Origin of the sequence: Fulverythrobacter ferritrahens (assembly GCF_020539485.1) — a bacterium.
Classification (GTDB): domain Bacteria; phylum Pseudomonadota; class Alphaproteobacteria; order Sphingomonadales; family Sphingomonadaceae; genus Andeanibacterium; species Andeanibacterium ferritrahens.
The window spans coordinates 572,863-594,609 of record NZ_JACDXU010000001.1 but is presented as its reverse complement, the minus strand read 5'-3'; the positions used below and the strand labels follow the sequence as shown (position 1 = coordinate 594,609).

Below are 21,747 nucleotides of genomic sequence, written 5' to 3'. Positions count from 1 at the left end.
CGCAACCTTTTCAGGCAGATAGAGCCGATCCGGAGCTTTCGGTTCAGATCAGTCCGGCATGCTCCAGCGCGGCGTCCACGGCCTTGCGTGCTTCCACGCTGGCGGGAACGAGCGGAAGGCGCACACTGTCATTCAGGAAATCATGCACCCGGCTGAGCGCATATTTCGCTGGCGCCGGAGAGGCATCGGAGAACATGGCGTAATGCAGCGGGTAGAGCTTGTCGTTCAGCTCGCGCGCCTTTTCCAGATCATTGGCGGCAATCGCGGCCTGGAAATCGGCGCAAAGGCGGGGCGCGACATTGGCCGTAACCGAAATGCAGCCCACGCCGCCCGCCGCACTGTGGGAAAGCCACAGCTCGTCATCGCCGCAAAGCTGCACGAAGCTGCTGCCCTTGATGCCCATGCGATGATCGGTAACGCGCGAAAGATCGCCGCTGGCATCCTTGATGCCGACCATCCGGTCCGGATAGCGATTCACCAGTTCGCACACGGTTTCCGGCTTGAGATCGGTCACGGTGCGGCCCGGCACGTTGTAGAGGATGATCGGCAGGTCGCTATGTTCGGCCAGATAGCTGTAATGCGCGATAAGGCCTGCCTGGCTGGGGCGATTATAATACGGCGCGACGCACAGCCCCGCCTTCACGCCGCACTTCTTGGAGAAGTTCATGTGCAGCAGCGCGTTCTTGGTATCGTTGCTGCCGCAACCTGCGATCACCGGCACGCGGCCCGCCGCCTGCTCCACGCAGACTTCGATCACGCGATGATGCTCGGCATTTGAAAGGGTGGAAGCCTCGCCCGTCGTCCCGCAAGGCACCAGCGCCGAAGATCCGTTCTCGATCTGCCAGTCCACCAATCGGCGGAAAGCGTCCTCATCGAACGACCCGTCGCGGAAAGGGGTCACCAGGGCCGGAATGGAACCGGAAAACATCGACTTCGCCTCTCGTCTTGCCCAATTCTCGCAATCGGGTACCGTCTGGCGACAATGCCAGAGGATTCACGTTCAGCGCCTGATAAGGATGCAAGGCCCACAATGTCCAGCATGCTTCGCATGTCCTCCATTGTTCTGCTCAGTGGCACCCTGCTCGGCGCCTCCGCGCCGGTCGCTGCGGAAGATGCCGCCGAGTGGGACCGTGCTCGCGCCCAGCTGGTTGCCATGCAGCCCGGCCCAATGGCCCAGGCCATCGACCGGTGGCAGCAGCTTACCGCCAGCTCGCGCTTCGGTTTCGATGATTATGCCAGCTTCATGCTCGCCAATCCGGGCTTCCCGGATGAGAGCAAGCTGCGCTCTTATGCCGAGACCCGGCTCGCCACCGATGTGGTAGACCAAAGCCGCCTGATCGCTTTTTTTGACCGTTATCCCCCCCAGACCAACCCCGCCCGCGCGCAATATGCGCTGGCGCTGAATGCCGCAGGCCGGCCCGAGGCAGCCGATGTGGCCCGCGCCGCCTGGCGGGGCGGTTCGATGAGCGAAATCGCGGAAATGACGCTGGCCGCCCTGTTCGGCGCCAGTTTCACTCCGGCCGATCAGGACGCGCGGATGGACGCGCTGCTGTGGGATCGCGATGCCACTGCCGCCGCGCGCCAGCTTGGCCGCACGTCCGTTGCCCGTCAGCCGGTATTCAGCGCCCGGCTTGCCGCAGCGCAGGGTTTCGATCCCAAGGCGATCGACCTGCCCGGCGGACAGGCGGAGGCCCTGAAAGACCCGGGTTTCGTTTACAATCTGGCCCGCCAGCTGCGTAAATCGGGACGTACGCTGGAAGCGGTGAACCTTCTCTCCACCCGGCCCCCACTCGCTTCACGCCCGCTGAACCGCGCGGCCTGGGTGGAGGAACTGCTGGTCAACGCCCGGGCGGGCAGCGCACGCGCGGCGCAGCGCATTGCCGCCTCGGTCGACGATGCGTTCGACCAGCGGGAGGATATTTCCGAACTATCCTTCAGCCTGCGCGACGATTACACCTCGTTGATGTGGTTGGGCGGAACGAAGGCCCTGTGGGAACTGAACGACCCCGCCAGCGCCGCGCCGCTCTTCTATCGCTATGGCGCGGCTGCCCGCACGCCCTACACCCGCTCCAAGGGCTTCTACTGGGCCGGGCTCGCCGCCACGCGCGCGGGCGACAACGCCTCTGCCCAGCGCTATTTCGCGCAGGCTGCGCAATATGCGGACCGTTTCTATGGCATGCTTGCCCGCGAAAGGCTGGCCATGCCCATGCCGGACCTGACTCAGGGCCCGCTGCTGGAACCCAGCCAAGCGCGTCGGGCCGAATTTCTCTCGCGCCCGCTGACCCGCGCCGTGCGCGAAGTGGCGCGCGATGCGCCATGGTCCGTTGGCATCCGCTTCTATCGCGAGATCGCCAGCCGCGCGCAGGACAAGGAAGAATTGCTGCTGGTGGCCGAACTGGCGCGTGATATCGGGCGCCGCGATCTGGCGGTTATCCTGGGCGATGAAGCCGCCGCGCGCGGCCATCCCGATTTCACGGCGCTGGCCTTCCCCACCGTGCCCACACCTGGCTCGACCGACTGGACCATGATCCACGCCATTGCCCGGCAGGAAAGCCAGTTTGCCCAGAACGCCGTCAGCCATGCGGGCGCGCGCGGGCTGATGCAGCTGATGCCTGGCACCGCGCGCGAACAGGCGGGTAAGCTGGGGATGGAATATCTCTCCGCCTCGCTAGTGGATAATCCGGAATACAACCTTCGCCTGGGTGAGGGCTACATCAAGCGCATGCTCGCCTATTATGGCGGCAGTTATCCGCTGGCCGTGGCGGCCTATAATGCCGGGCCGGGCAATGTTAACAAATGGCTCAAGGCCAATGGCGACCCGCGCAGCGGCGCGATCGAATGGATCGACTGGATCGAGAAGATCCCGATTTTCGAAACTAAGAATTACGTCCAGCGCGTGCTGGAAAATGCCGTCGTCTATGAAACGATGAATCCCGGCAAGGCGAGCCTCGGCCAGCCCCGCGGAATCAGCCAGTTTCTCGGCAAGGGATCGCCGGGCTGAGCCCTGCGCCTCCGGGGCTGAACAGCCCATCCTACGCCGATTTGCGACGAACGCCCTGATTTCAGGGCGAAGCGAGACTGGGCCGCGCCCGCTCGCCGCGACATTTCCAGCCAGATAACATAGTATCCAAAACAGCCGAGGCGCTTAACCCTTATCGCTAAGGTCAAGTAAACCAGACCCTGAGAGGTTCTGGAAAGCAGCGCGGCGAGCCGCGCGCAACACGCAACATGTCGGAAGCAAATGGGCGCCGCCTGCCCGGGCGGCAGCGTGCACCCATGCGCCCCACGCCGACACAACCAGAAGGAGGTTGCGATGATCAGGATGGATATCGCCAGGCTTTCGCTTGCCACGGCAGCGCTGCTCGCCATTTCGGCGCAGCCGGTTATGGCAAAGCCCGGGACAAGGTCAGGCGATTCCTTACCCCGCTATTCGCAGACATCGAGCCGGGCGGTGCTGACCTATACCCCGTCGGCGCGAACGCCGGCATCCGCCGCATCGCGCTCCAGCAACGATTTTGCACGACCGAGCCGCGTCTTTGACCGGCCGCGCTTCAACCCCATTATCTTCCTGCCACCGCAGGTACTGGAACGGCTGGAGAATTTCTTTGAAAGCCGGGGTATCGACAATCCTGCTTTGTGCAGGATTTTCAGCTTCAGCTACTGTGACGATCCTGACAGCCCGGGCTGATCAGGTTCTGCCGGGATTGCCCCCCTAAGCATTGTCCATCGCGCGCGCCATGCGCTAAAGCGACGCGCGATGGACAATCGCACCAATCCGATTACACCGCAGGGCCTTGCCGCGCTAAAGGCCCGCTATGACCACCTGCTGGGGACAGAGCGCCCCGCGATCGTGGAAATCGTGAGCTGGGCCGCCGGCAATGGCGATCGCAGCGAGAATGGCGATTACCTCTATGGCCGCAAGCGCATGCGCGAGATCGACCGGGAATTGGCCTTTCTCGCCCGGCGCATGAAATCCTCACGCGTGATCGAACCTTCGGAACAATCGGACAAGAGTCGGGCATGGTTCGGCGCGACCGTGACCATCGCCGATGAAGATGACGAACAACGCACCCTGACTCTGATCGGCGATGACGAACAGGACCCATCCGCCGGAAAGATCGGCTGGAGCGCCCCCATCGCCCGTGCACTGCGCGGCGCGTCTGTGGGCGATTTGCGCCGCGTGCGCCTGCCCGGCGGCGAGAAGGAATGGGAAGTGGTGGAGATTTCCTATCCGGACGAGAGGGCTTCCTGATCGTGGCCGAGATCGTCAATCTGCGCATGGCCCGGAAGGCAAAGCTGCGCGCCGACAGGGCCCGACAGGCCGACGCCAACCGCGCGAAATTCAGCCGCACAAAGGGCGAGAAGGCCGCTCAGGATAGCGAGGCCGAGCGGTCTGCCCGCCAACTCGACGGCGCCCGGCTGGAGCGGAACTGATGCGCACTACTTATGCAGAGGCGACCGTGCGGCTCTATCACCTGAGCGACGCCATGGAAGGCGGCGCGGCCGAAACGCTGTTCTACGGCCCCTTGTCCGAAGCCATGCGCATCGCGGCCAGCCAGCCCGAAGAGGTGCAGGAGGCGCTGTTCATCGCTACGGACAATGATGTCGTCGCCTGGCTGGATCTGATTGAGGGATAGGCCACCGCGATAGAGGCAGCCGCAATGGCTGTGTCAGGCTGCGGTTTGAATGAGGGCCTTCGCAGATATCCATACGGAAACGGGCCGGGATTGCTCCCGGCCCGCGGCCTGTGCACTTCCGAACTGATCCGTAATCAGAAGCGCACGCCGACGCCCGCGACCACCTGATGTCGGTCGAGATCGACATCGAAGCGATCGCTTTCCAGACCGCTAGGGGCCTCGGCTTCGCCTTTCGCATAGTTGGAATAGCGATATTCGCCCTTGAGGAAGATGTTCTGCGACAAGGCAAATTCCGCGCCCGCGCCCAGGCGCCAGCCATCCAGATCGATATCGGTTTTCGTATCGGTCGTGTTATCAGTGGCCAGCACGTCGAAGCGGGTGTTGGTATAGCCGCCCTTGGCATAGATCAGGGCCGAGGGGCCGATCGGCACGCCCACGCGCACACCGGCATAGAGGTCGCGGCCGGTAGAGGCATTAGCTACGCCGAAGCCGGAGAATGCAGCCGTATCATATTCGGTGCTGGCTTCGGATTGCATCCACTCGCCCTCGATACCCACGATGGCGCCGCCCACGGGCATGTCATAGCCCACGCCAACGCCATAAGTGATGTCGTCAATCGACTGATCAAGGTCGTCGAAATTGTCGATATCCTCGCTGCTGCCAGGCCGGACGCTGTCATAACCGACCAGACCTTCAATGCGGAAACCGCTGAAGGCGTCGGTATTATCCTGCGCGGCGGCGGGTGCGGCAATGGCTGCGGCAGTACCCGTGGCGATGAGGAAAAACGTCTTCTTCATGGTTCACTCCCTTGTTTTCAGCACGGCTGGAATGCCGGGCCCGTTCTTGGGTGAAGCCGAAAATGCGCCTTGCAGATGAACCTCAGACAACGAAAAAAATGTTGTATTTCCGCAACATCGCTTCGCCGACCAACCGTGCACCGACAGCGCCGGGCCGCCTGTCGCGCGGGTGGCCGCACAGTCTTTGCGTGCGGCGAAACTACTCCTATATGCGGCGCATTGTGACAGACACTCCGCTTATCCCGATCCCCGGTCAGTTTGACCCGGTTCCCGTCGCGCGCGACATCACGCCGCGTGAAGACGGCCGCATCGACCTGCTCGGCCTTGCCCGGCCGCGCATTGCCGAACTGTTCGCCGAGGCCGGACTCGATGCGAAACAGGCTCGCCTGCGCGCCAAACAGGTCTATCACTGGCTCTATCATCGCGGCGTGACCGAGTTCGAGGCGATGACCGACATTGCCAAGACCATGCGCCCCTGGCTGGCCGAACGCTTCGTGATCGGCCGCCCGCAGATCGTGGAAGCCCAGCATTCGACCGACGGCACCCGTAAATGGCTGCTGCGCACCGATGACGGCCATGATTACGAGATGGTGTTCATCCCCGATGCGGATCGCGGCACGCTCTGCGTTTCCAGTCAGGTCGGCTGCACGCTCAATTGTCGCTTCTGCCACACCGGCACGATGCGGCTGGTGCGCAACCTCACTCCGGGCGAGATCGTGGGCCAGGTGATGCTGGCGCGCGATGCGCTGGGCGAATGGCCGAAGAGCGCGAACGACCCCCGCCCCGCCACCATGGCCGGCCTCGATTATGACGATGAGGACGAGTATGAGGATGGGGATGAGGGCTCGAACAGCTATACCTCCGACGGGCGCCTGCTGACCAATATCGTGATGATGGGCATGGGCGAGCCGCTGTATAATTTCGACAATGTGCGCGATGCCCTGCGGCTGGTGATGGATGGTGACGGGCTTGCCCTGTCCAAGCGCCGCATCACCCTTTCCACCAGCGGCGTTGTGCCGATGATGGAACGCTGCGGCGAGGAAATCGGCGTGAACCTCGCCGTATCGCTCCATGCGGTGACCAAGGAAATCCGCGACGAGATCGTGCCGATCAACCGCAAATACGGGATCGAGGAACTGCTCAAGGCCTGTTCCGACTATCCCGGCGCGTCCAATGCCCGGCGCATCACCTTCGAATATGTGATGCTGAAGGACAAGAACGACAGCGACGAGGATGCGCGCGAGCTGGTCCGGCTGATCAAGCAATATCGCCTGCCCGCCAAGGTGAACCTCATCCCGTTCAACCCCTGGCCCGGTGCGCCCTACGAATGCTCCACGCCTGAACGGGTAAGGCGTTTTTCGGAAATTGTGTTCGAGGCAGGCATTTCAGCCCCGGTGCGCACTCCGCGCGGGCGAGACATCGATGCCGCCTGCGGCCAGTTGAAGACCGCTGCCGAGAAGAAGAGCCGCGCCGAACTGGATCGGTTGGCCGCTGAAAAGCAGGCCGCGCTGGAGGCCGATTTCCCGCAGGGGTAAGGGCTGACGCTCCATCCCATACATCGTCATTGCGAGCGCAGCGAAGCAATCCAGAGCTCAACGCGTTTCGCCCCGGATTGCGTCGGGCCTGCGGCCCTCGCAATGACGTAACGCAATGGTGACGAAAAGGCGCAGATCGAACCTGAGGCCCAGGCTCAATCCTCCTCGCACTCCGCATCATATTTCTCGCGCGCCGTCGCGATGGCCTCGCGATTGGCAACTGCCCATGCGCCCAGCGCCTTGACCGGGCATTTGAGCGAATGGCCAAGCGAAGTGAGCGCATAATCCACGCGCGGCGGGATGCTGGGGGTCACAGTGCGGCTGACCAGCCCGTCCCGCTCCAGACCGCGCAGGGTACGGGTCAGCATGCGCTGGGAAATACCATCGATGGCGCGCCGCAATTCGTTGAAACGCACCGGCCCTTCATCGAGGCACATCACCACTTGCATGGACCACTTATCGCCCACGCGGTTAAGCACTTCGGTAACGGTCCGGCAGGCGCCGCTATGCGGCACCTCGAGAGCGACGAAGGCCTCCAAAGGAACATCCATGTTCCTATCGGACAATAAAGTGCCTTCTTGCGCGAGGGTGGCAGTGGTTTCCATATGGCCCCAAGTTATCGTTTGTTACCGGAGAATTCCAGATGAAGATTCTGCATATCGACAGCGCCACCACGGGCGAGAATTCCGTCAGCCGTGAGCTGACCAAGGCTGCGGTCGAGCATTTCACTGCCAAGCATCCCGATGCCGAAATCTCTTCGCTGGATTTCGCGACCGATCCCCTGCCCCATTTGACCCCCGCCACCACCGGCGCGATTCGCCTGCCGGCCGAAGCGCACACGCCTGAAATGGCCGCCGCTTTCCCGGCGGAACGCGCGGTGCTGGATCAGTTCCTGGCTTCGGACGTAGTGATCATCGGCGCGCCGATGTACAACTTCACCATTCCCAGCTCGATCAAGGCCTGGCTCGACCGCCTGGGCGTGCCCGGCGTGACCTTCAGCTATTCCGAAGCCGGCCCCAAGGGCCTGGCCGGTGGCCGCCGGGTAATCGTGATCTCCTCGCGCGGCGGCGAATATGCCTTTGACGGCCCGATGGAACATCAGGAAACCTATCTGCGCGACATGTTCGGCTTCATCGGCATCGACAATGTCGAATTCATCCGCGCCGAAAAGATCGGCTATGGCCCCGAAGCCCGCGCGGCCTCGATTGCGGCGGCCAAGGAAGAAATCGCGAAGCTCTGATCTTGCGATAACTCGTCAGCCTGGGCTTGTTGGAGGATACGTTGCGCGCGCCCTTCGACAAGCTCAGGACGAACGGGTAGTGTCCTGGAAATCATATTAAGTTCCGCCCTGCCGGAGCCTGTCGAAGGCCGCGCGCAGCGGCTACTTCAGTCAAACGAAGGCATCACTCCGCCGCTGGAAATCGTCACCACCCTGCCCCCGACCCACACCGCATTGTTCTTGTCCACGCAGCAGAACACGCGGCCATCCGCCCCCAGCTTGCGCCCCTGAGCCGCAACGTAGCTCTCTTTCGCAAGGCCAGTACCGAACAGATACATGGCCGCTGCGGCGTTGAAGCTGCCGGTCACCGGGTCTTCCACCAGCGATCCCTTGTCATTGACGAAGAAGGCGCGAATTTCCCACGCCACCTCAGATGCGTCCGGATAGGGGCCGGCAAGGCCAAGGTCAGTACCCGGCTCCGCGCGCGGCAGGGGGCTGGCGGCCAGCACATCCTCTGCCGAACGCAGGCGGAGCATCTTCCAGCCGGGGCCGTTATCGGCATGGACGGCGGAAAGAATGGCGCCCTCATCCACCCCGGCGATGCGGGCTGCTTCGGCGCGCTCTTCGTCAGACAGTTCTCCACTCTTCACCAGCGGCGGGGCGCAGAAGGACAGCATCTCCCCCTCCTGCCGCACTTCCACCAGCCCGGCGCCGCATTCCTGAACCATCACGCCTTCACGGCGCGGCTGGCCGCCTGCCTGCAACCACGCATGGCAGGTGCCGAGCGTCGGGTGCCCGGCGAACGGCAATTCACCGCCGGGATAGAAAATCCGCACCCGGTAATCCGCCGCCGGATCTCTGGGCGGCAAGAGGAAGGTCGTTTCCGAAAAGCCCAGCCATTGGGTAAGCCGCAGCATCCGCTCCCCGCTCCACCCCTCCGCCCCGCGCACCACTGCCAGCGGATTGCCCCTCAGCGGTGCGGCACCGAACACGTCGACGAGATCGAGAAGCACTTGGTCAGTCACCGGAATTGCCTTTCACCTGAACAGTCACTCGCAATGACGAACCCGATTGCGTAAGCCCTCACCATGGACCCGCAAACCGCCGAATTCTATCGCACCCGTTCGCGCGAATGGGCTGCAGCCCTGCCCCACGAACTTCGCCCGGAGTTGGACGCCTTCCTCGATGGTCTTGCCCCCAGCGCGCGCATTCTGGAAATGGGCTGCGGCGATGGGCGCGATGCGCAGCGCATGATCGCGCGCGGCTTCGAAGTGGATACAAGCGACGGCGTGCTCGAGATGGCGCGGCTCGCCAGCGAAAGGCTGGGCCGCGCGGTGCCGGTGATGCTGTATGAGGAACTGGATGCCGATCGCCTCTATGACGCGGCATGGTGCCATGCCTCGCTGCTGCATGTGCCGCTGGCGGATTTGCCCGGCATCCTCGCCCGCATTCACCGCGCGCTGAAGCCCGGCGCGCTTTTCTTTGCCAATTACAAAGGTGGAGACGGCTCCCCCCACCACGCCAATGGGCGGGACGATTTCGGCCGGTTCTACAGCTATTTGTCCCTGCCTGATCTCGAATCGGCATACGGCCAGGCGGCGGTTTGGGCCGGGCTGGAGATCGCAACTACGCAGGGCGGCAGCTTCGGCGGCACGCCCACCCTCTGGCATGCGGTGACGGCCCGGAAACAATCCTGAAAACTGCCTGCAAACATCCGAAACACTCCGCCCATCCCGCAAAATTCACGGCTCGGCTCCAGATGGAAATCCCAACGATCCGTTCAGCAAAGGTTTTGCCTGGATGAACGAATAAGCCTTCATTGGATCTGATCAGGAAGGAAAGGATCGAGCCATGAAGAAGTTTATGATGGCCATTGCGGCTGCCGGCCTGGTTCTGCCCGCTGTTCCCGCTGCGGCTCACGAACGGGGTCGTGACCATTATCACAGCCACCGCCATGACGATCGCAGCATGTATGACAGCCGCGGCCGCTATAAGGAGCCGCGCCGCATCAGCCACAATGATCGCGTATGGCGCGGCAACGACGGCCGCTATTACTGCAAGCGCGACAATGGCACGACTGGCCTGATCATCGGCGCCGCCGGTGGTGCGCTGGTGGGCCGGGCCATCGATACGCGCGGCGACCGCGCCGTCGGCACGATTCTGGGCGCCGCCGTGGGTGGCCTGCTGGGCCGCGAGATCGATCGGGGCGAGGCGCGCTGCCGCTAAGGCAGACGCACCCTCCCCTCCCCATTTCACGCTCAACAGCGAAAGGCCGCGCGGCGAAAGCTGCGCGGCCTTTCGTATTTTCGCGCCTGCCTGCCCTTTGGTGCCTGTATAAAGTTCATTGCGTAGCGGCTCCGCTCCTGCCATGTCGAAAGCAAGCTAAGCAAATTTCCTCGGAGAGAGATATCATGATCGAAACGCCGCTGATCTCCTGCGACGATCATCTCGACCTCAACATGCTGCCCGCCGACGTGTGGACCCGCCGCATGGAAGCCGAATGGGGCGATCGCGCACCGCATATCGAAGTGAACGACAAGGGCATGGCGCACTGGGTGTGTGACGGGCAGAGCTGGGGCATGTGGTCCGGCAAGGCGTTCAGCTTCGGCGGGCCCAAGCCGATCAAGACCGCATACGATCGCGGCGGCGTGGAAGACATTACCGAACTGCGCGCGGGCAACCCCAAGCTGCGGCTGGAAGACATGGACCGTGACGGCGTGTGGGGCCATCTGGTGTTCGGCCCGGTCACTTCGATCAAGACCGATGACGAGGCGCTGATGCGCGCCTGCTATTCCGCCTTCAACGACTGGCTCTATGACGATTTCTGCTCCGCCGCGCCGGACCGGCTGATCGGCGTGGCCATGCTGCCCCCGCATCCCGAACCGGCGATTGACGAGCTGAAGCGCCTTGCCGCGCGCGGCGGGGTGAAGCAGGCCAATCTGCAGATCGCCGTGGCCGAACCGCGCCTGGAAGATCCCCGCTGGGAACCCCTGTTCGAACTGCTGGAAGAAACCGGCATCGTCCTGTCCTTCCACGTTACCGTCTTCCCTTCGGCCACCAAGGCCTTCGACAAATACAAGGGCAGCCCGGGCGCGACCTTCCTCCACGCCAAGATGTTCATCGACCAGTTCCTCGATCCCTTCGTGGATTTGTTCGCCTGGGGCATTCTGGAACGCCATCCCGGCCTGAAGATCGTGATCGCGGAAAGCGGCGTGGGCTGGGTTCCCTGGGTGGTCGAAGAACTCGATTATCGCCACCATCGCCTGTGGGAATGCGCCGATTACTGGGACGACAAGGGCGGCATCCCGCACAAGATGAAGCCTTCGGACCTGTTCCGCCGGCAGGTTTACGGCACCTTCCAGCAGAGCCCCACCGCCATGCGGCTGCTCGAATTCTGGGGGCCGGACAATCTCCTGTGGGCCAGCGACTATCCGCATCCGGACTCGATCTGGCCGAACAGCCGCCCGACCATCGAAAAGACCATGGGCCACATGAACCCGGAAGACGTGAAGAAGATCGTCGGCGGCAATGCGGCCAAGCTCTATGGGTTGGATCTGAGCAAGGTGACCTTGCGGGCGAAGCTGGCCATCGGGCAGGAGGCTGTGGCGGCTTAAGCGGCGCCACTGCCTCCCACTAACCACCTCCGTTCGTCCTGAGCCTGTCGAAGGACGCGCGCGAACGGAACCCCATCAGGGATGTTGGGCTGTCGTTTTCCCGCGTCCTTCGACAGGCTCAGGACGAACGGGGCTTGTGGAGAAGGCCGCGCTCCCTTGCGGAAACGCGGCCTTCCCTGCCCCACTCATCAAACCGTCAGCTCGGCAGTTTCGATGCATCCGCCCAATTGCCATGCAGGCCGGAGCGGATACGGATCGGCAGTTTGGCACGGCCGATCGGGCCATCGCTCATACGCAGGGCGTCCAGCACCACCAGATCGCTGTAATTGGTGATCAGATTGTCCACGAGCGCGATGATATAGCCATCCCCTTCCGCGCTATCCTTGTGGCGCGGCACGAAGCAGGGTTCCTGCACGATGCTCTGCGGCCCGGCCCACCAGAAATCCTGCTTGCCGGTGGCATGGTCCCAATGGCCAATCTTGTTCATCTTGAAGCCCGATGCCCGCCCGCGCAGGAATTCCATCGGCATTTCCGGGTCCATCACCAGCCCCCAGCCATGGCGATAGGGCTGGCCGACATAGCGTTCGTCAATCCGGGGAAATTCGTCGATCCAGTCGGTCAGTTTCTCGACTGACTGGAACTCCTCGCTGTTCGATCCCATGTCCACCGTCCAGCGATGGAGATAGGGCAGCGCCGCCACCGGATCGAAGCTGTCGTCATGAATGTCGGGGAAGAAGGGGAAGCTGTTTCCTTCGGCCTGGGGGACGTCGAAATGGATCTTCGTCCCGTCCTGGAAGGCGTTCATCACATGGCTGGCGAAGATCGTCTTGGGCGCCTTGAACCAGCGCATGTCCTTGTTGGTCACGCCGCTGCCGCGCGGCAGGATTCCCAGATAGACCGGCAGCGTCTTGTCGAAGCCGAAATGCGGCTTGCCCGCCTTCAGCCGGTCCCAATTGCCGGTGCAGGGCACGATGTGGAAGATCGCATAATCCTGCGTCAGCCCGTAATCATGCATCATGCAATAATAGGGCACGGTGAAGAAAGTCTCGAACAGGACATTGCCTTCGGGATCGATCTCGAAATAGCTGCAATCGGTGGTGAATAGCCCCGTGGCGGCATAGCCGAAATTGCAGAAATTCCCCGTCACCGGATCGATCTTGGCATGGGCGGAAAAGGTCTGGTTCTCGATCTTTCCGCCGAAATCGGTGTAGCCTTCGGTCTCCAGCGTCAGCGGGTCCATGATCAGGCAGGGGCTGTCTTCCTTCATCGCATAGAGCTTGCCCGCATGGACCATCACATTGGTATTGGCCGTGCCGCGAACCATGCCCTTCACGCTGTCGTCATCGGTCAGCGGATTGCGATAGGCGCCGAACAGGCTGCGGCCTGCTTCCCGCTCTGCCTTCCATTTGTCGGTCTGGGCATAGCGCTGTTTGAAATCCACCTTCCCGTCATGGACGTGGAACATGCTGACCATGCCATCGCCATTGAAGAACTGGTCATTCTCGAATTTGGGCGGAAATTGCGCATCGGGATGCACCCGGTGGAACGTGCCGTTCAGCTCGGCCGGAATTTCGCCCTCGATTTCCACATCCAGAATGTCGCCTTCGATACGCAGCGGGCGGAGCACTCCGGTAAAGCCGGGGGTGTTGGGATAATGGGCCATGGCGATCCTTCCAAGTTCATTGATATTTCATCAATCTACCGATCCTGCCGCGCCGCGAATTGATCTGGGGCAACAAACGCGCGAAAGGCGGAAGGAAATTTTTCGCGGGAGTTCAACGCATGGCCTACCGGATCGAAGCTATCCTCACCGGCAGGGCCGTGCCCTTTCGCGGCGAGGAAAAGAGCGCCATCGTCAAACAGCCCGCGGCGGGCCCGGTTTCCGTGGGCGCGATGGGGCTGGATGGGGATGAACAGGCGGACCGGGTGCATCACGGCGGCACCCATATGGCCTTACATCACTATCCGCTGGACCATTACGCCGGCTGGCGCGACGAGCTGAGCGACCACCCCCTGCTGGCCGCACCCGGCGCCTTTGGCGAGAATGTTTCCACTCTGGGCCTCACCGAAAGCGACGTGCTGATCGGCGACCACTATCGCCTCGGCACTGCGCTGGTGGAAGTCAGCCAGGGCCGCCAGCCTTGCTGGAAAATCGACCACAAGTTCGGCGCAAAAGGCATCACCGCCAGCGTCCTGAAAAGCGGCCGCTGCGGCTGGTATTACCGGGTGATGGAACCGGGCGTGGTGACGGCCGGGGACAGTTTCGTGCTGGAAGTGCCGGGGCATAAGGGCTGGAGCATAGCGCGGGTGTTCGCGCTGATGTTCCATAAGGGCGCGGACAGGGGTGAGCTTGCGGAGCTGGGGACGCTGGATGCGCTTTCGCCCGAGTGGCGGGAAAGGGCGGCGGCGAAGGTGGGGTGATATTGCCCGCCTTTATCCCCCTCCGTTCGTCCTGAGCCTGTCGAAGGACGCGCACAAAGGTCAGCCCAAATGGATTTCCACGCCTATCTCCTGCGCTGCAATGACGGTTCCTATTACGCAGGCCATACCGACAATCTGGAAACGCGCATCGCCCAGCACCAAAGCGGCATGATCGGAGGTTATACCGCTGATCGCAGGCCGGTGACGCTGGTATGGTCAGACCGGTTCCCTACACGGGAAGAAGCTCTTTCCGCCGAACGCCGCATCAAGGGCTGGAGCCGTGCCAAGAAAGAGGCGCTTATCGCGGGGGATTGGGAACGGATCAAACTGCTGGCTCGAAACCGGCAGGACTGATTTGAGCGGAGGTTGGCGCGCGTCCTTCGACAGGCTCAGGACGAACGGAAATGGGTAATCGGGAATGACGAATTTGGTGGGTACATTACCCCTAATCCCACCTTTTCTACTCCGCGGAAATATGGTCCACTGCCCGGGATGATGCACCGCTCCCAAAACGCCCGACAGTCAGACACGAGCCACCGAAACAGCTTGTTTTTCTCCCAATTCTACCCCTCATCCCTCCAACCCGTGCGGATGTGTAACATCCCCCTCCCCGGATGACAGGCCCGGCAGTCCTCGTCACCGGCGGCGGCAAGCGGGTCGGCGCGCAGATCGTGCGGCGGTTCGCGGCAGAAGGCTGGCATGTGGTGATCCACTGCAATCGTTCCCGCCGGGAAGCCGATGCGCTGGCCGCCGCTCTGCCTTCGGCGGAGGTCGTGGTGTGCGATCTCATCGACAGCGAGGCAGCGATCGCCATGATCGAAACACTTGCCGCCCGGCTGCCGGACTGGCGGGTGCTGATCAATTCCGCCTCCATCTTCGTGCCGGACGAGGCGACCGGGCTCGATCCTGAAACCAGCCGCCTTTCGATGCGGATCAATGCAGTGTCGCCGGTGCGCATGGCGCAGGCCTTTCTCGCCAATGCCCGCAGTCCGGCGGGGCGCAAGGTGATCGCTATTACCGATCAGAAGCTTGCAAATCCGAACCCGGATTTCTTCTCTTATACCATGAGCAAACATGCGCTGGCCGCCACTATCCCGATGCTGGCCATGGCGGACCGGCGGCGGCGGGACCGGATCTATGGCCTCGCGCCCGGCGCGATCCTGCCCAGCCATGACCAGACGCCCGAGGAATTCGAGGTTTCGGGCCGCCTCAATCTGCTGCGCCGCCTGACCAGCGCTGCCGAAGTGGCCGATGCGGCCTTCTTCCTGGCGCAGGGCTGGCTGGAAAGCGGCACTACCCTGTTCGTTGATTCAGGCCAGCATCTGCTTTCCCAGCCCCGCGATGTGCTCTATCTTGCGCGGGAAGAGGAGAGGCCGTGACCAAGCCCGCCCCGCAGAGGAAACATGCCCTGCCCACGCGCCTGTGGCACTGGCTGAACGCCGCGTGCCTGATTGGGCTGTTCATGTCGGGCCTGGGCATATCCAACGCCCATCCCAGGCTTTACTGGGGCGACTATGGCTTTGATCGTGCAGATGCCTGGCTCCACCTGGTGCGCTTTCCCAACTGGATGACCATTCCCGGCCATTACAGCCTGGCTGAGGCACGGCTATGGCATTTGCTGATCGCCTGGCCCTTCGCCTTCGGGCTGCTGCTGTTCATGGTGGTCTCGCTGGTGAACCACCATTTCATCCGCGATCTGGTTACCCGGCCGCGCGAATGGCGCTGGAGTGCGATCAAGGCCGACATCGTCAAGCATCTGCGGCTGGATTTCCGGCATGAAGGGGTGAAGTTCAATTTCCTGCAGAAGGCCAGCTATGGCGCAGTGATCTTCATCCTGCTGCCGTTGATGATCTTCACCGGCCTCGCCATGAGCCCCGGCATGGATGCCAACTGGCCGTGGCTGCTGGATATCTTCTTCGGCCGTCAGAGTGCCCGTTCGATCCATTTCCTCTGCGCCTGGACCCTGGTGTGCTTTCTGGCGGTGCATCTGGTGCTGGTGCTGCTTTCCGGCCCCATCGGCCAGATCCGCGACATGATCACGGGGGGCACATGAAGGAGGATAATCCATGAAGCGCCGCTCCCTCCTCGCCGGCGCCGGCGCCTTCCTCGCCACCGGCTGTTCCAAACTGGCGGAAACCGGGCCGGTTTCCTCGCTGCTTTCCTCTGTGGAGGACTGGAACAGGGGGCTGCACGACCTGCTCGGCCGCCGCACGGCTCTCGCGCGGGAGTTTAGCTCTGAGGACATTTCTCCCGTTTTCCGCGGCAACGGCACTACCGACCCGCAGGACGCCGCCTACAAGGCGCATCTGGCCGCGAATTTTGCATTGTGGCGGCTGGGCGTGACGGGCCTCGTCTCCACCCCGCTCTCCCTCTCGCTCGACGACGTGAGGGCCCTGCCCCAGCGGACCCAGATCACCCGCCACGATTGCGTGGAAGGATGGAGCGCCATCGGCCAGTGGACTGGGCCGCAGCTCGCCCATATCCTTGAAATGGCGGGCGTGAAGCCGGAAGCGCGTTTCATCATCTTCCATTGCGCCGATATGCTTAATGGCAGCGCCTATTACGAAAGCGTCGATCTGGTCGATGCCTTCCACCCGCAGACGATCATCGCCCACAGCCTGAATGGGGAGCCCTTGCCGGTTAAGAACGGCGCGCCGCTGCGGATGCGGATCGAGCGGCAGTTGGGCTACAAACATGCCAAATATCTCACCGGGATCGAAGCAGTCGCCAGCCTGGCGGACGTCGGCGCGGGCAAAGGTGGTTATTGGGAAGATCGCACCGGCTATCAATGGTATGCGGGAATCTGACAGGGTTAGCGAGTGATTGACAGGGCCTGCGCGCCTATTCAAAGATTGTCATTGGGGGCGCGAAAACGCCAAGGGGATACAGGCCATGTGGCTGCTCGAGAAACTGCTTCGGCAGATTATCCGTGAAGGCCGTCTGGTCATCACCGACTATGACGGAAAAACATACGACTTCGGGGACAAGGCTGAAGAGCCGATCTCCATCCGCCTGACCGACAAGGGCGCGGCGATGCATATTGCGCGCCACCCCGATCTGGGCGCGGGCGAATGCTATATGGACGGGCGGCTGATAGTCGAGCCACCGCATGACATTCGCGACATGATCCTGCTGGTAATGCGCAATGCCGGGCGCAGGGGCTTCAAGCCGCCCAGCCCCGTGCGCCGGGGGCTGGATTATGTGGCGGCCAAGCTGGACGGCATCAATCTGCGCGCCAAGGCGAGCAAGAATGTCGTCCACCATTACGATCTCACCCGCCGTTTCTACGAGCTGTTCCTTGACGAGGGGCGGTTCTACACAATGGCCTATTATCGCGATCCGGCCAATTCGCTGGAACGCGCCCAGCTGGACAAGCTGGCCCTGATCGCCGCCAAACTGCACATCCGGCCCGGACAGGGCGAAGGCATGAAGATTCTCGACATCGGCTGCGGCTGGGGCGGTCTCGCGCTCTATCTCAACCGGCATTACGGCTGCGAAGTGCTGGGCGTCAGCCTGGCCCCCGATCAGGTGAAATTCGCCAATGAACGGGCAGCGGCGGCAGGCGTGGCCGACAAGGTGCGCTTCGAACTGCGCGATTATCGCGATGTTCAGGACAAGTTCGATCGTATCACCAGCGTGGGCATGATCGAACATGTCGGCGCGCTCCATTATGGCGAGTATTTCGCCAAGACGAACGAGCTGCTCGCAGACAATGGCGTGATGCTGACCCACACGATCGGCCGGGCACGCGGACGCGGGACGACCGACAAATGGACCCGCAAATACATCTTCCCGGGCGGCTATATTCCCGCGATGAGCGAGCTGGTCTTCGCCATGGAACGGACCGGCTGGGAAGTGGGCGATGTGGAAGTGCTGCGCTATCACTATGCCCACACGCTGGCCGAATGGTATCGCCGCACCTGCCAGCACGAGAAGGAAATCGTCGAGCTCTATGACGAGCGGCTGTTCCGCATGTGGCAGTTCTACCTTGCCGGGGCGGAGCAGAGCTTCATTTCCGGCGGCATGGTCAATTTCCACCTCCAGTCGATCAAGAACCGCAGCGCCCTGCCGATGACGCGGAACTACATCGCGGAAGAAGCTGCGCGGCTGATGGCTGCGGACGAGGCACCCGAATGGCATCTCGCCCGGCAGGCGGAAGCGGCGGAATAGGCCAGCCCTCGCGGGCGTTTCCCGGCTTGCCCGGCCATGGGCCCCATGCGAAGGGCGCCCATGGTTTCCGCCATCCACCCCAACCGCGATAGCTCGATCACCCGCCGCGCGATCTTTGCGCAGGCATGGCCGATCATGCTGGCCCAGGCCACCATCCCGCTGGTGGGTGTGGTCGATACGGCGGTCATCGGGCGAACCGGCGATGCGACCGCGCTGGCAGCGGTGGCGCTGGGCGTGGCCATCGTCAATTTCCTCGTCTGGGCCTTCGGCTTTCTGCGCATGGGCATCACCGGCCTTGTCGCGCAGGCGCGGGGGAGCGGAAAGGCCGTGGAAGCCAATGCCCTGCTGGCACGTGGCGTGCTGCTGGGCGGAATGCTCGGCATCGGCCTGTTCGCGCTGCAATGGCTGATCGTTCCCGCCGCCCTCGCGCTCATGGCCAGCGGCGGCGCGCTGGACCGGGAGGCCGCCGGCTTCATCCACGCCCGCCTGTGGGGCGCGCCGGCGCTGCTGGCATTCTATTCGATCAATGGCTGGCTGCTGGGCATGCGTCGCACCCGCCACGCCCTCGCGCTGCAACTGGTGATGAACGGCGTGAACATGGTCTCCAATATCGCGCTGGTCTGGGGCCTCGGCATGGGCGTGCGCGGCATAGGCTTCGGCACGGCCATCGCGGAATGGACGGCACTGGCCACCGGGCTGTGGCTGACGCGGGACGTATGGCGCAATCTCCCTCATCGCGCGGCAATCCTCAGCCGCCCGGCGCTTGCGCGGCTGCTGGCCGTCAATCGCGACCTGATGATCCGCACCATTGCCCTGCTCACCCTGTTCACCTGGTTCACCAATGCCGGGGCCCGGCTTGGAGAGGCGGAACTGGCCGCGCAGCATGTGCTGATGCAGTTCGTTTCCATCACCGCCTTCGTGCTCGACGGCTTCTGCTTCACTGCGGAAGAGCGCGTCGGCAGCGCCATCGGAGCGCAGTCGCGGGCCGATTTCCTGCGCGCTGTCCGGCTGGTGGCGGAATGGTGCCTGTGGGCCGCCCTTGCCTTCACTGCCCTGATCCTGCTGGCGGGCGAGCCGCTGGTGGCCATGCTTACTACCAGCGAGGCAGTACGTGCCGCCGCCGCCCCGCTGCTGTGGTTCGTGGCGCTGGTGCCGCTCGTCGGCCTTGCTTCCTGGCTGCTCGACGGCGTGTTCATCGGCGCCACCGAAGGGCGCGCGCTGCGCAATGCGGCGCTGTTCGCCACTGCCGCCTATATCGCAACCGACCTCGCCTTGCGCCCCCTTGGCGCCAACGGAGTATGGCTCGCATTGCTGGCGGGCTATGCCTTCCGCGCGCTGGCGCTGGGTTTCCACTGGCCCCGCCTGCTCGCCCGCCTTGCACCGGGGCGCGATGGCGCATAGAGCGCCGGGCGATTCCATAGTCTCTTATCCGGAGCCGCCCATGTCCGATATCAAGCGTGTCGTCCTCGCCTATTCCGGTGGTCTCGACACCAGCGTGATCCTCAAATGGCTGCAGGTCACTTACAATTGCGAAGTGGTCACCTTCACGGCCGATCTCGGCCAGGGCGAGGAACTGGAACCCGCGCGCGCCAAGGCCAAGCTGATGGGCGTGCCCGATCACCACATCTATATTGACGATCTGCGCGAGGAATTCGTGCGCGATTTCGTCTTCCCCATGATGCGCGCCAATGCCCGTTATGAGGGGGATTACCTGCTGGGCACCTCCATCGCCCGCCCCCTGATTTCCAAGCGCCTGATCGAAATCGCGCGGGAAACCGGCGCCGATGCCGTGGCCCATGGCGCCACCGGCAAGGGCAACGATCAGGTGCGGTTCGAGCTGTCCGCCTATGCGCTGGAGCCGAACATCAAGGTGATCGCCCCGTGGCGCGAATGGGATCTGACCAGCCGCACCGCGCTGATCGCCTGGGCGGAAGAACACCAGATCCCCGTGCCGAAGGACAAGCGCGGGGAGAGCCCCTTCTCCACCGACGCGAACCTGCTGCACACTTCTTCCGAGGGCAAGGTGCTGGAAGATCCGTGGGAAGAAACCCCGGATTACGTCTATTCGCGCACCGTGAACCCGGAAGATGCGCCGGATACTCCGGAATATATCACCATCGACTTCGAGAAGGGTGACGGCGTTGCCCTGAATGGCGAAGCGATGAGCCCGGCCACGCTGCTCGCCGCGCTCAACGATCTGGGCCGCAAGCATGGCATCGGCCGCCTCGATCTGGTGGAAAACCGCTTCGTCGGCATGAAGAGCCGCGGCATGTATGAAACCCCGGGCGGCGAGATCTATGCCCGCGCCCATCGCGGCATTGAACAGATCACGCTGGATCGCGGCGCGGCTCATCTCAAGGACGAGCTGATGCCGAAATATGCCGAGCTGATCTATAATGGCTTCTGGTTCAGCCCCGAGCGCGAGATGCTGCAGGCGGCGATCGACCACAGCCAGGAAAAGGTTTCCGGCACGGTCCGCCTCAAGCTCTACAAGGGCAGCGCAAATGTGGTGGGCCGCAAGAGCCCCAACAGCCTCTATTCGGAACGCCACGTCACTTTCGAGGACGATGCCGGCGCTTACGATCAGAAGGATGCGGCGGGCTTCATCAAGCTGAACGCCCTGCGCCTGCGCCTGCTGGCCCAGCGCGACCGGGGCTGACGCCTTCTCTGCCGGGCGCGATTCTTGCGGCAACGCAACAAAATCGCGCCCTAAAGCAGGGTTTCTTCGCAGCCGCAACGCAGATTCCAGACTTATCCACATTAATCCACCGCCAATTCGGGCGAAAGTGGATAAGTCGGCCTTGCGCGGCTTGAACGACTCACTTTCGAGGCGCATTTTCCAATCATCGAGACGGGAAATCCGGACCGAAATCGAAGAAAGCCGCAAGGCTGGAAACGGTGGAGGACCAGGAAGAACCTTCGCGAGACGATGGTTGAAAGCAGGCGCTTCGGAAGCAGGCAACATCGCGAAAGTCCTCGGATGGACGCGTGGCCGGTGAAAGGGCGCAGGCGGAAAATCATCGGTTGGCCGGAAAGTCCGGCTCTGTACGGATGGAAATGCCCCGGTTTCGGCCGATGCAGGACCAGATGAAGCGCAGAGCCCCCAACGGACTGGAAAGCCGCGGAACCGCCGGGCGGGAGTGAGAGTGCCTTCGGGCTCGATCCCTCGCCTGACGGGACCGGATGCCGGCGCGAGCGCCGGGCGACAACGTCCTCTCGGGGTCGTCGAACGCCGGTAACGCAGCCGGTGCAGTGAGGGTGGCAGCAATGCCGCCCTCATTTGCATATCTGGGCATTCCATTCATTTTCGTCCCCGAAGAACCCCATGCAAATGGCTGTTGCAGCGCCCCTATC

General features: G+C 62.9%; 22 protein-coding genes and 1 pseudogene. 18 read left to right on the top strand and 5 right to left on the bottom strand.

Translation table 11 applies throughout. From position 1 onward, the window contains the following. Positions 1–43 precede the first annotated feature (43 nt). Positions 44–928: a 4-hydroxy-tetrahydrodipicolinate synthase gene (gene dapA / locus H0274_RS02940; protein WP_226792851.1), complete on the bottom strand. Its 885-nt coding sequence runs from the start codon at positions 926–928 to the stop codon at positions 44–46. Positions 929–1,030: 102 nt separating this feature from the next. Between dapA and H0274_RS02935 the strand changes: the two genes are divergently transcribed. From H0274_RS02935 to H0274_RS02915, 5 genes are all read left to right on the top strand, one after another. Next, positions 1,031–3,001, top strand: a complete 1,971-nt coding sequence (locus tag H0274_RS02935) for a lytic transglycosylase domain-containing protein (protein WP_226792850.1) — start codon at positions 1,031–1,033, stop codon at positions 2,999–3,001. A gap of 312 nt (positions 3,002–3,313) precedes the next feature. After that, on the top strand, positions 3,314–3,688 hold the full coding sequence (locus tag H0274_RS02930; protein ID WP_226792849.1) for a hypothetical protein: 375 nt from the start codon (positions 3,314–3,316) through the stop codon (positions 3,686–3,688). A gap of 69 nt (positions 3,689–3,757) precedes the next feature. Further along, positions 3,758–4,252 (top strand): GreA/GreB family elongation factor, encoded by a 495-nt coding sequence (locus H0274_RS02925; protein WP_226792848.1) that lies wholly within the window; start codon positions 3,758–3,760, stop codon positions 4,250–4,252. After that, positions 4,207–4,434, top strand: a complete 228-nt coding sequence (locus H0274_RS02920; RefSeq protein WP_264295432.1) for a DUF4169 family protein — start codon at positions 4,207–4,209, stop codon at positions 4,432–4,434. Before H0274_RS02925 ends, H0274_RS02920 begins: the two co-directional genes overlap by 46 nt. Then, complete coding sequence (locus H0274_RS02915) at positions 4,434–4,637, top strand: hypothetical protein (RefSeq protein WP_226792846.1); 204 nt, start codon at positions 4,434–4,436, stop codon at positions 4,635–4,637. Before H0274_RS02920 ends, H0274_RS02915 begins: the two co-directional genes overlap by 1 nt. A 134-nt stretch (positions 4,638–4,771) precedes the next feature. On the opposite strand, the gene H0274_RS02910 is transcribed toward H0274_RS02915, so the two are convergent. Then, on the bottom strand, positions 4,772–5,434 hold the full coding sequence (locus H0274_RS02910) for an outer membrane protein (RefSeq protein WP_226792845.1): 663 nt from the start codon (positions 5,432–5,434) through the stop codon (positions 4,772–4,774). A gap of 221 nt (positions 5,435–5,655) precedes the next feature. On the opposite strand from H0274_RS02910, the gene rlmN reads away from it, so the two are divergent. Further along, the gene (gene rlmN, locus H0274_RS02905; RefSeq protein WP_461395893.1) at positions 5,656–6,969 is read left to right on the top strand and encodes a 23S rRNA (adenine(2503)-C(2))-methyltransferase RlmN; all 1,314 of its coding nucleotides are present in this window, start codon (positions 5,656–5,658) and stop codon (positions 6,967–6,969) included. Positions 6,970–7,124: 155 nt separating this feature from the next. On the opposite strand, the gene H0274_RS02900 is transcribed toward rlmN, so the two are convergent. After that, positions 7,125–7,520 carry a winged helix-turn-helix transcriptional regulator gene (locus H0274_RS02900; RefSeq protein WP_226792843.1) on the bottom strand — a complete coding sequence of 132 codons (396 nt, stop codon included), beginning with the start codon at positions 7,518–7,520 and terminating at the stop codon, positions 7,125–7,127. Between the two features lie 92 nt (positions 7,521–7,612). Between H0274_RS02900 and H0274_RS02895 the strand changes: the two genes are divergently transcribed. Then, complete coding sequence (locus tag H0274_RS02895; RefSeq protein ID WP_226792842.1) at positions 7,613–8,209, top strand: FMN-dependent NADH-azoreductase; 597 nt, start codon at positions 7,613–7,615, stop codon at positions 8,207–8,209. Positions 8,210–8,355: 146 nt separating this feature from the next. Here the strand turns inward: H0274_RS02895 and H0274_RS02890 are convergent, their stop codons facing one another. Continuing rightward, positions 8,356–9,213 carry a PhzF family phenazine biosynthesis protein gene (locus H0274_RS02890; RefSeq protein WP_226792841.1) on the bottom strand — a complete coding sequence of 286 codons (858 nt, stop codon included), beginning with the start codon at positions 9,211–9,213 and terminating at the stop codon, positions 8,356–8,358. A gap of 63 nt (positions 9,214–9,276) precedes the next feature. On the opposite strand from H0274_RS02890, the gene H0274_RS02885 reads away from it, so the two are divergent. The 3 genes from H0274_RS02885 (at position 9,277) to H0274_RS02875 (ending at position 11,802) form a co-directional block, all read left to right on the top strand. Next, positions 9,277–9,885 carry a class I SAM-dependent methyltransferase gene (locus tag H0274_RS02885; protein WP_226792840.1) on the top strand — a complete coding sequence of 203 codons (609 nt, stop codon included), beginning with the start codon at positions 9,277–9,279 and terminating at the stop codon, positions 9,883–9,885. A gap of 154 nt (positions 9,886–10,039) precedes the next feature. Beyond that, complete coding sequence (locus H0274_RS02880; RefSeq protein WP_226792839.1) at positions 10,040–10,414, top strand: glycine zipper 2TM domain-containing protein; 375 nt, start codon at positions 10,040–10,042, stop codon at positions 10,412–10,414. Between the two features lie 185 nt (positions 10,415–10,599). Further along, a complete protein-coding gene (locus tag H0274_RS02875; protein ID WP_226792838.1) occupies positions 10,600–11,802 on the top strand; it encodes an amidohydrolase family protein in 1,203 nt (400 codons plus the stop codon). Between the two features lie 196 nt (positions 11,803–11,998). Here H0274_RS02875 and H0274_RS02870 read toward each other — a convergent pair whose 3' ends face one another. Continuing rightward, complete coding sequence (locus H0274_RS02870; RefSeq protein ID WP_226792837.1) at positions 11,999–13,465, bottom strand: carotenoid oxygenase family protein; 1,467 nt, start codon at positions 13,463–13,465, stop codon at positions 11,999–12,001. A 119-nt stretch (positions 13,466–13,584) separates the two neighbouring features. On the opposite strand from H0274_RS02870, the gene H0274_RS02865 reads away from it, so the two are divergent. From H0274_RS02865 to H0274_RS02830, 8 genes and pseudogenes are all read left to right on the top strand, one after another. Further along, entirely contained in the window at positions 13,585–14,223 is a 639-nt protein-coding gene (locus tag H0274_RS02865) for an MOSC domain-containing protein (RefSeq protein WP_226792836.1), read from the top strand. Between the two features lie 69 nt (positions 14,224–14,292). Continuing rightward, a pseudogene (locus H0274_RS02860) lies at positions 14,293–14,574 on the top strand (GIY-YIG nuclease family protein); the annotation flags it as partial. Between the two features lie 263 nt (positions 14,575–14,837). Next, positions 14,838–15,602, top strand: coding sequence for an SDR family oxidoreductase (locus H0274_RS02855; RefSeq protein WP_226792835.1), 765 nt, complete (start codon positions 14,838–14,840; stop codon positions 15,600–15,602). Continuing rightward, positions 15,599–16,276 (top strand): cytochrome b/b6 domain-containing protein, encoded by a 678-nt coding sequence (locus H0274_RS02850; protein ID WP_226792834.1) that lies wholly within the window; start codon positions 15,599–15,601, stop codon positions 16,274–16,276. The genes H0274_RS02855 and H0274_RS02850 overlap by 4 nt, the downstream gene beginning before the upstream one ends. A gap of 13 nt (positions 16,277–16,289) precedes the next feature. Further along, a complete protein-coding gene (locus tag H0274_RS02845; RefSeq protein ID WP_226792833.1) occupies positions 16,290–17,030 on the top strand; it encodes a molybdopterin-binding protein in 741 nt (246 codons plus the stop codon). A gap of 85 nt (positions 17,031–17,115) precedes the next feature. After that, entirely contained in the window at positions 17,116–18,393 is a 1,278-nt protein-coding gene (locus H0274_RS02840) for an SAM-dependent methyltransferase (RefSeq protein WP_226792832.1), read from the top strand. A 60-nt stretch (positions 18,394–18,453) separates the two neighbouring features. After that, complete coding sequence (locus H0274_RS02835) at positions 18,454–19,794, top strand: MATE family efflux transporter (RefSeq protein WP_226792831.1); 1,341 nt, start codon at positions 18,454–18,456, stop codon at positions 19,792–19,794. Between the two features lie 40 nt (positions 19,795–19,834). Continuing rightward, positions 19,835–21,052 carry an argininosuccinate synthase gene (locus H0274_RS02830; RefSeq protein ID WP_226792830.1) on the top strand — a complete coding sequence of 406 codons (1,218 nt, stop codon included), beginning with the start codon at positions 19,835–19,837 and terminating at the stop codon, positions 21,050–21,052. Positions 21,053–21,747: the final 695 nt, after the last annotated feature.

Bases quoted from the DNA above. Each gene is read 5' to 3' on its own strand.
- dapA (WP_226792851.1), bottom strand. From the start codon at position 928: ATGTTTTCCGGTTCCATTCCGGCCCTGGTGACCCCTTTCCGCGACGGG.
- H0274_RS02935 (WP_226792850.1), top strand. From the start codon at position 1,031: ATGTCCAGCATGCTTCGCATGTCCTCCATTGTTCTGCTCAGTGGCACC.
- H0274_RS02930 (WP_226792849.1), top strand. From the start codon at position 3,314: ATGATCAGGATGGATATCGCCAGGCTTTCGCTTGCCACGGCAGCGCTG.
- H0274_RS02925 (WP_226792848.1), top strand. From the start codon at position 3,758: ATGGACAATCGCACCAATCCGATTACACCGCAGGGCCTTGCCGCGCTA.
- H0274_RS02920 (WP_264295432.1), top strand. From the start codon at position 4,207: ATGGGAAGTGGTGGAGATTTCCTATCCGGACGAGAGGGCTTCCTGATC.
- H0274_RS02915 (WP_226792846.1), top strand. From the start codon at position 4,434: ATGCGCACTACTTATGCAGAGGCGACCGTGCGGCTCTATCACCTGAGC.
- H0274_RS02910 (WP_226792845.1), bottom strand. From the start codon at position 5,434: ATGAAGAAGACGTTTTTCCTCATCGCCACGGGTACTGCCGCAGCCATT.
- H0274_RS02900 (WP_226792843.1), bottom strand. From the start codon at position 7,520: ATGGATGTTCCTTTGGAGGCCTTCGTCGCTCTCGAGGTGCCGCATAGC.
- H0274_RS02895 (WP_226792842.1), top strand. From the start codon at position 7,613: ATGAAGATTCTGCATATCGACAGCGCCACCACGGGCGAGAATTCCGTC.
- H0274_RS02885 (WP_226792840.1), top strand. From the start codon at position 9,277: ATGGACCCGCAAACCGCCGAATTCTATCGCACCCGTTCGCGCGAATGG.
- H0274_RS02880 (WP_226792839.1), top strand. From the start codon at position 10,040: ATGAAGAAGTTTATGATGGCCATTGCGGCTGCCGGCCTGGTTCTGCCC.
- H0274_RS02875 (WP_226792838.1), top strand. From the start codon at position 10,600: ATGATCGAAACGCCGCTGATCTCCTGCGACGATCATCTCGACCTCAAC.
- H0274_RS02870 (WP_226792837.1), bottom strand. From the start codon at position 13,465: ATGGCCCATTATCCCAACACCCCCGGCTTTACCGGAGTGCTCCGCCCG.
- H0274_RS02865 (WP_226792836.1), top strand. From the start codon at position 13,585: ATGGCCTACCGGATCGAAGCTATCCTCACCGGCAGGGCCGTGCCCTTT.
- H0274_RS02855 (WP_226792835.1), top strand. From the start codon at position 14,838: ATGACAGGCCCGGCAGTCCTCGTCACCGGCGGCGGCAAGCGGGTCGGC.
- H0274_RS02845 (WP_226792833.1), top strand. From the start codon at position 16,290: ATGAAGCGCCGCTCCCTCCTCGCCGGCGCCGGCGCCTTCCTCGCCACC.
- H0274_RS02840 (WP_226792832.1), top strand. From the start codon at position 17,116: ATGTGGCTGCTCGAGAAACTGCTTCGGCAGATTATCCGTGAAGGCCGT.
- H0274_RS02835 (WP_226792831.1), top strand. From the start codon at position 18,454: ATGGTTTCCGCCATCCACCCCAACCGCGATAGCTCGATCACCCGCCGC.
- H0274_RS02830 (WP_226792830.1), top strand. From the start codon at position 19,835: ATGTCCGATATCAAGCGTGTCGTCCTCGCCTATTCCGGTGGTCTCGAC.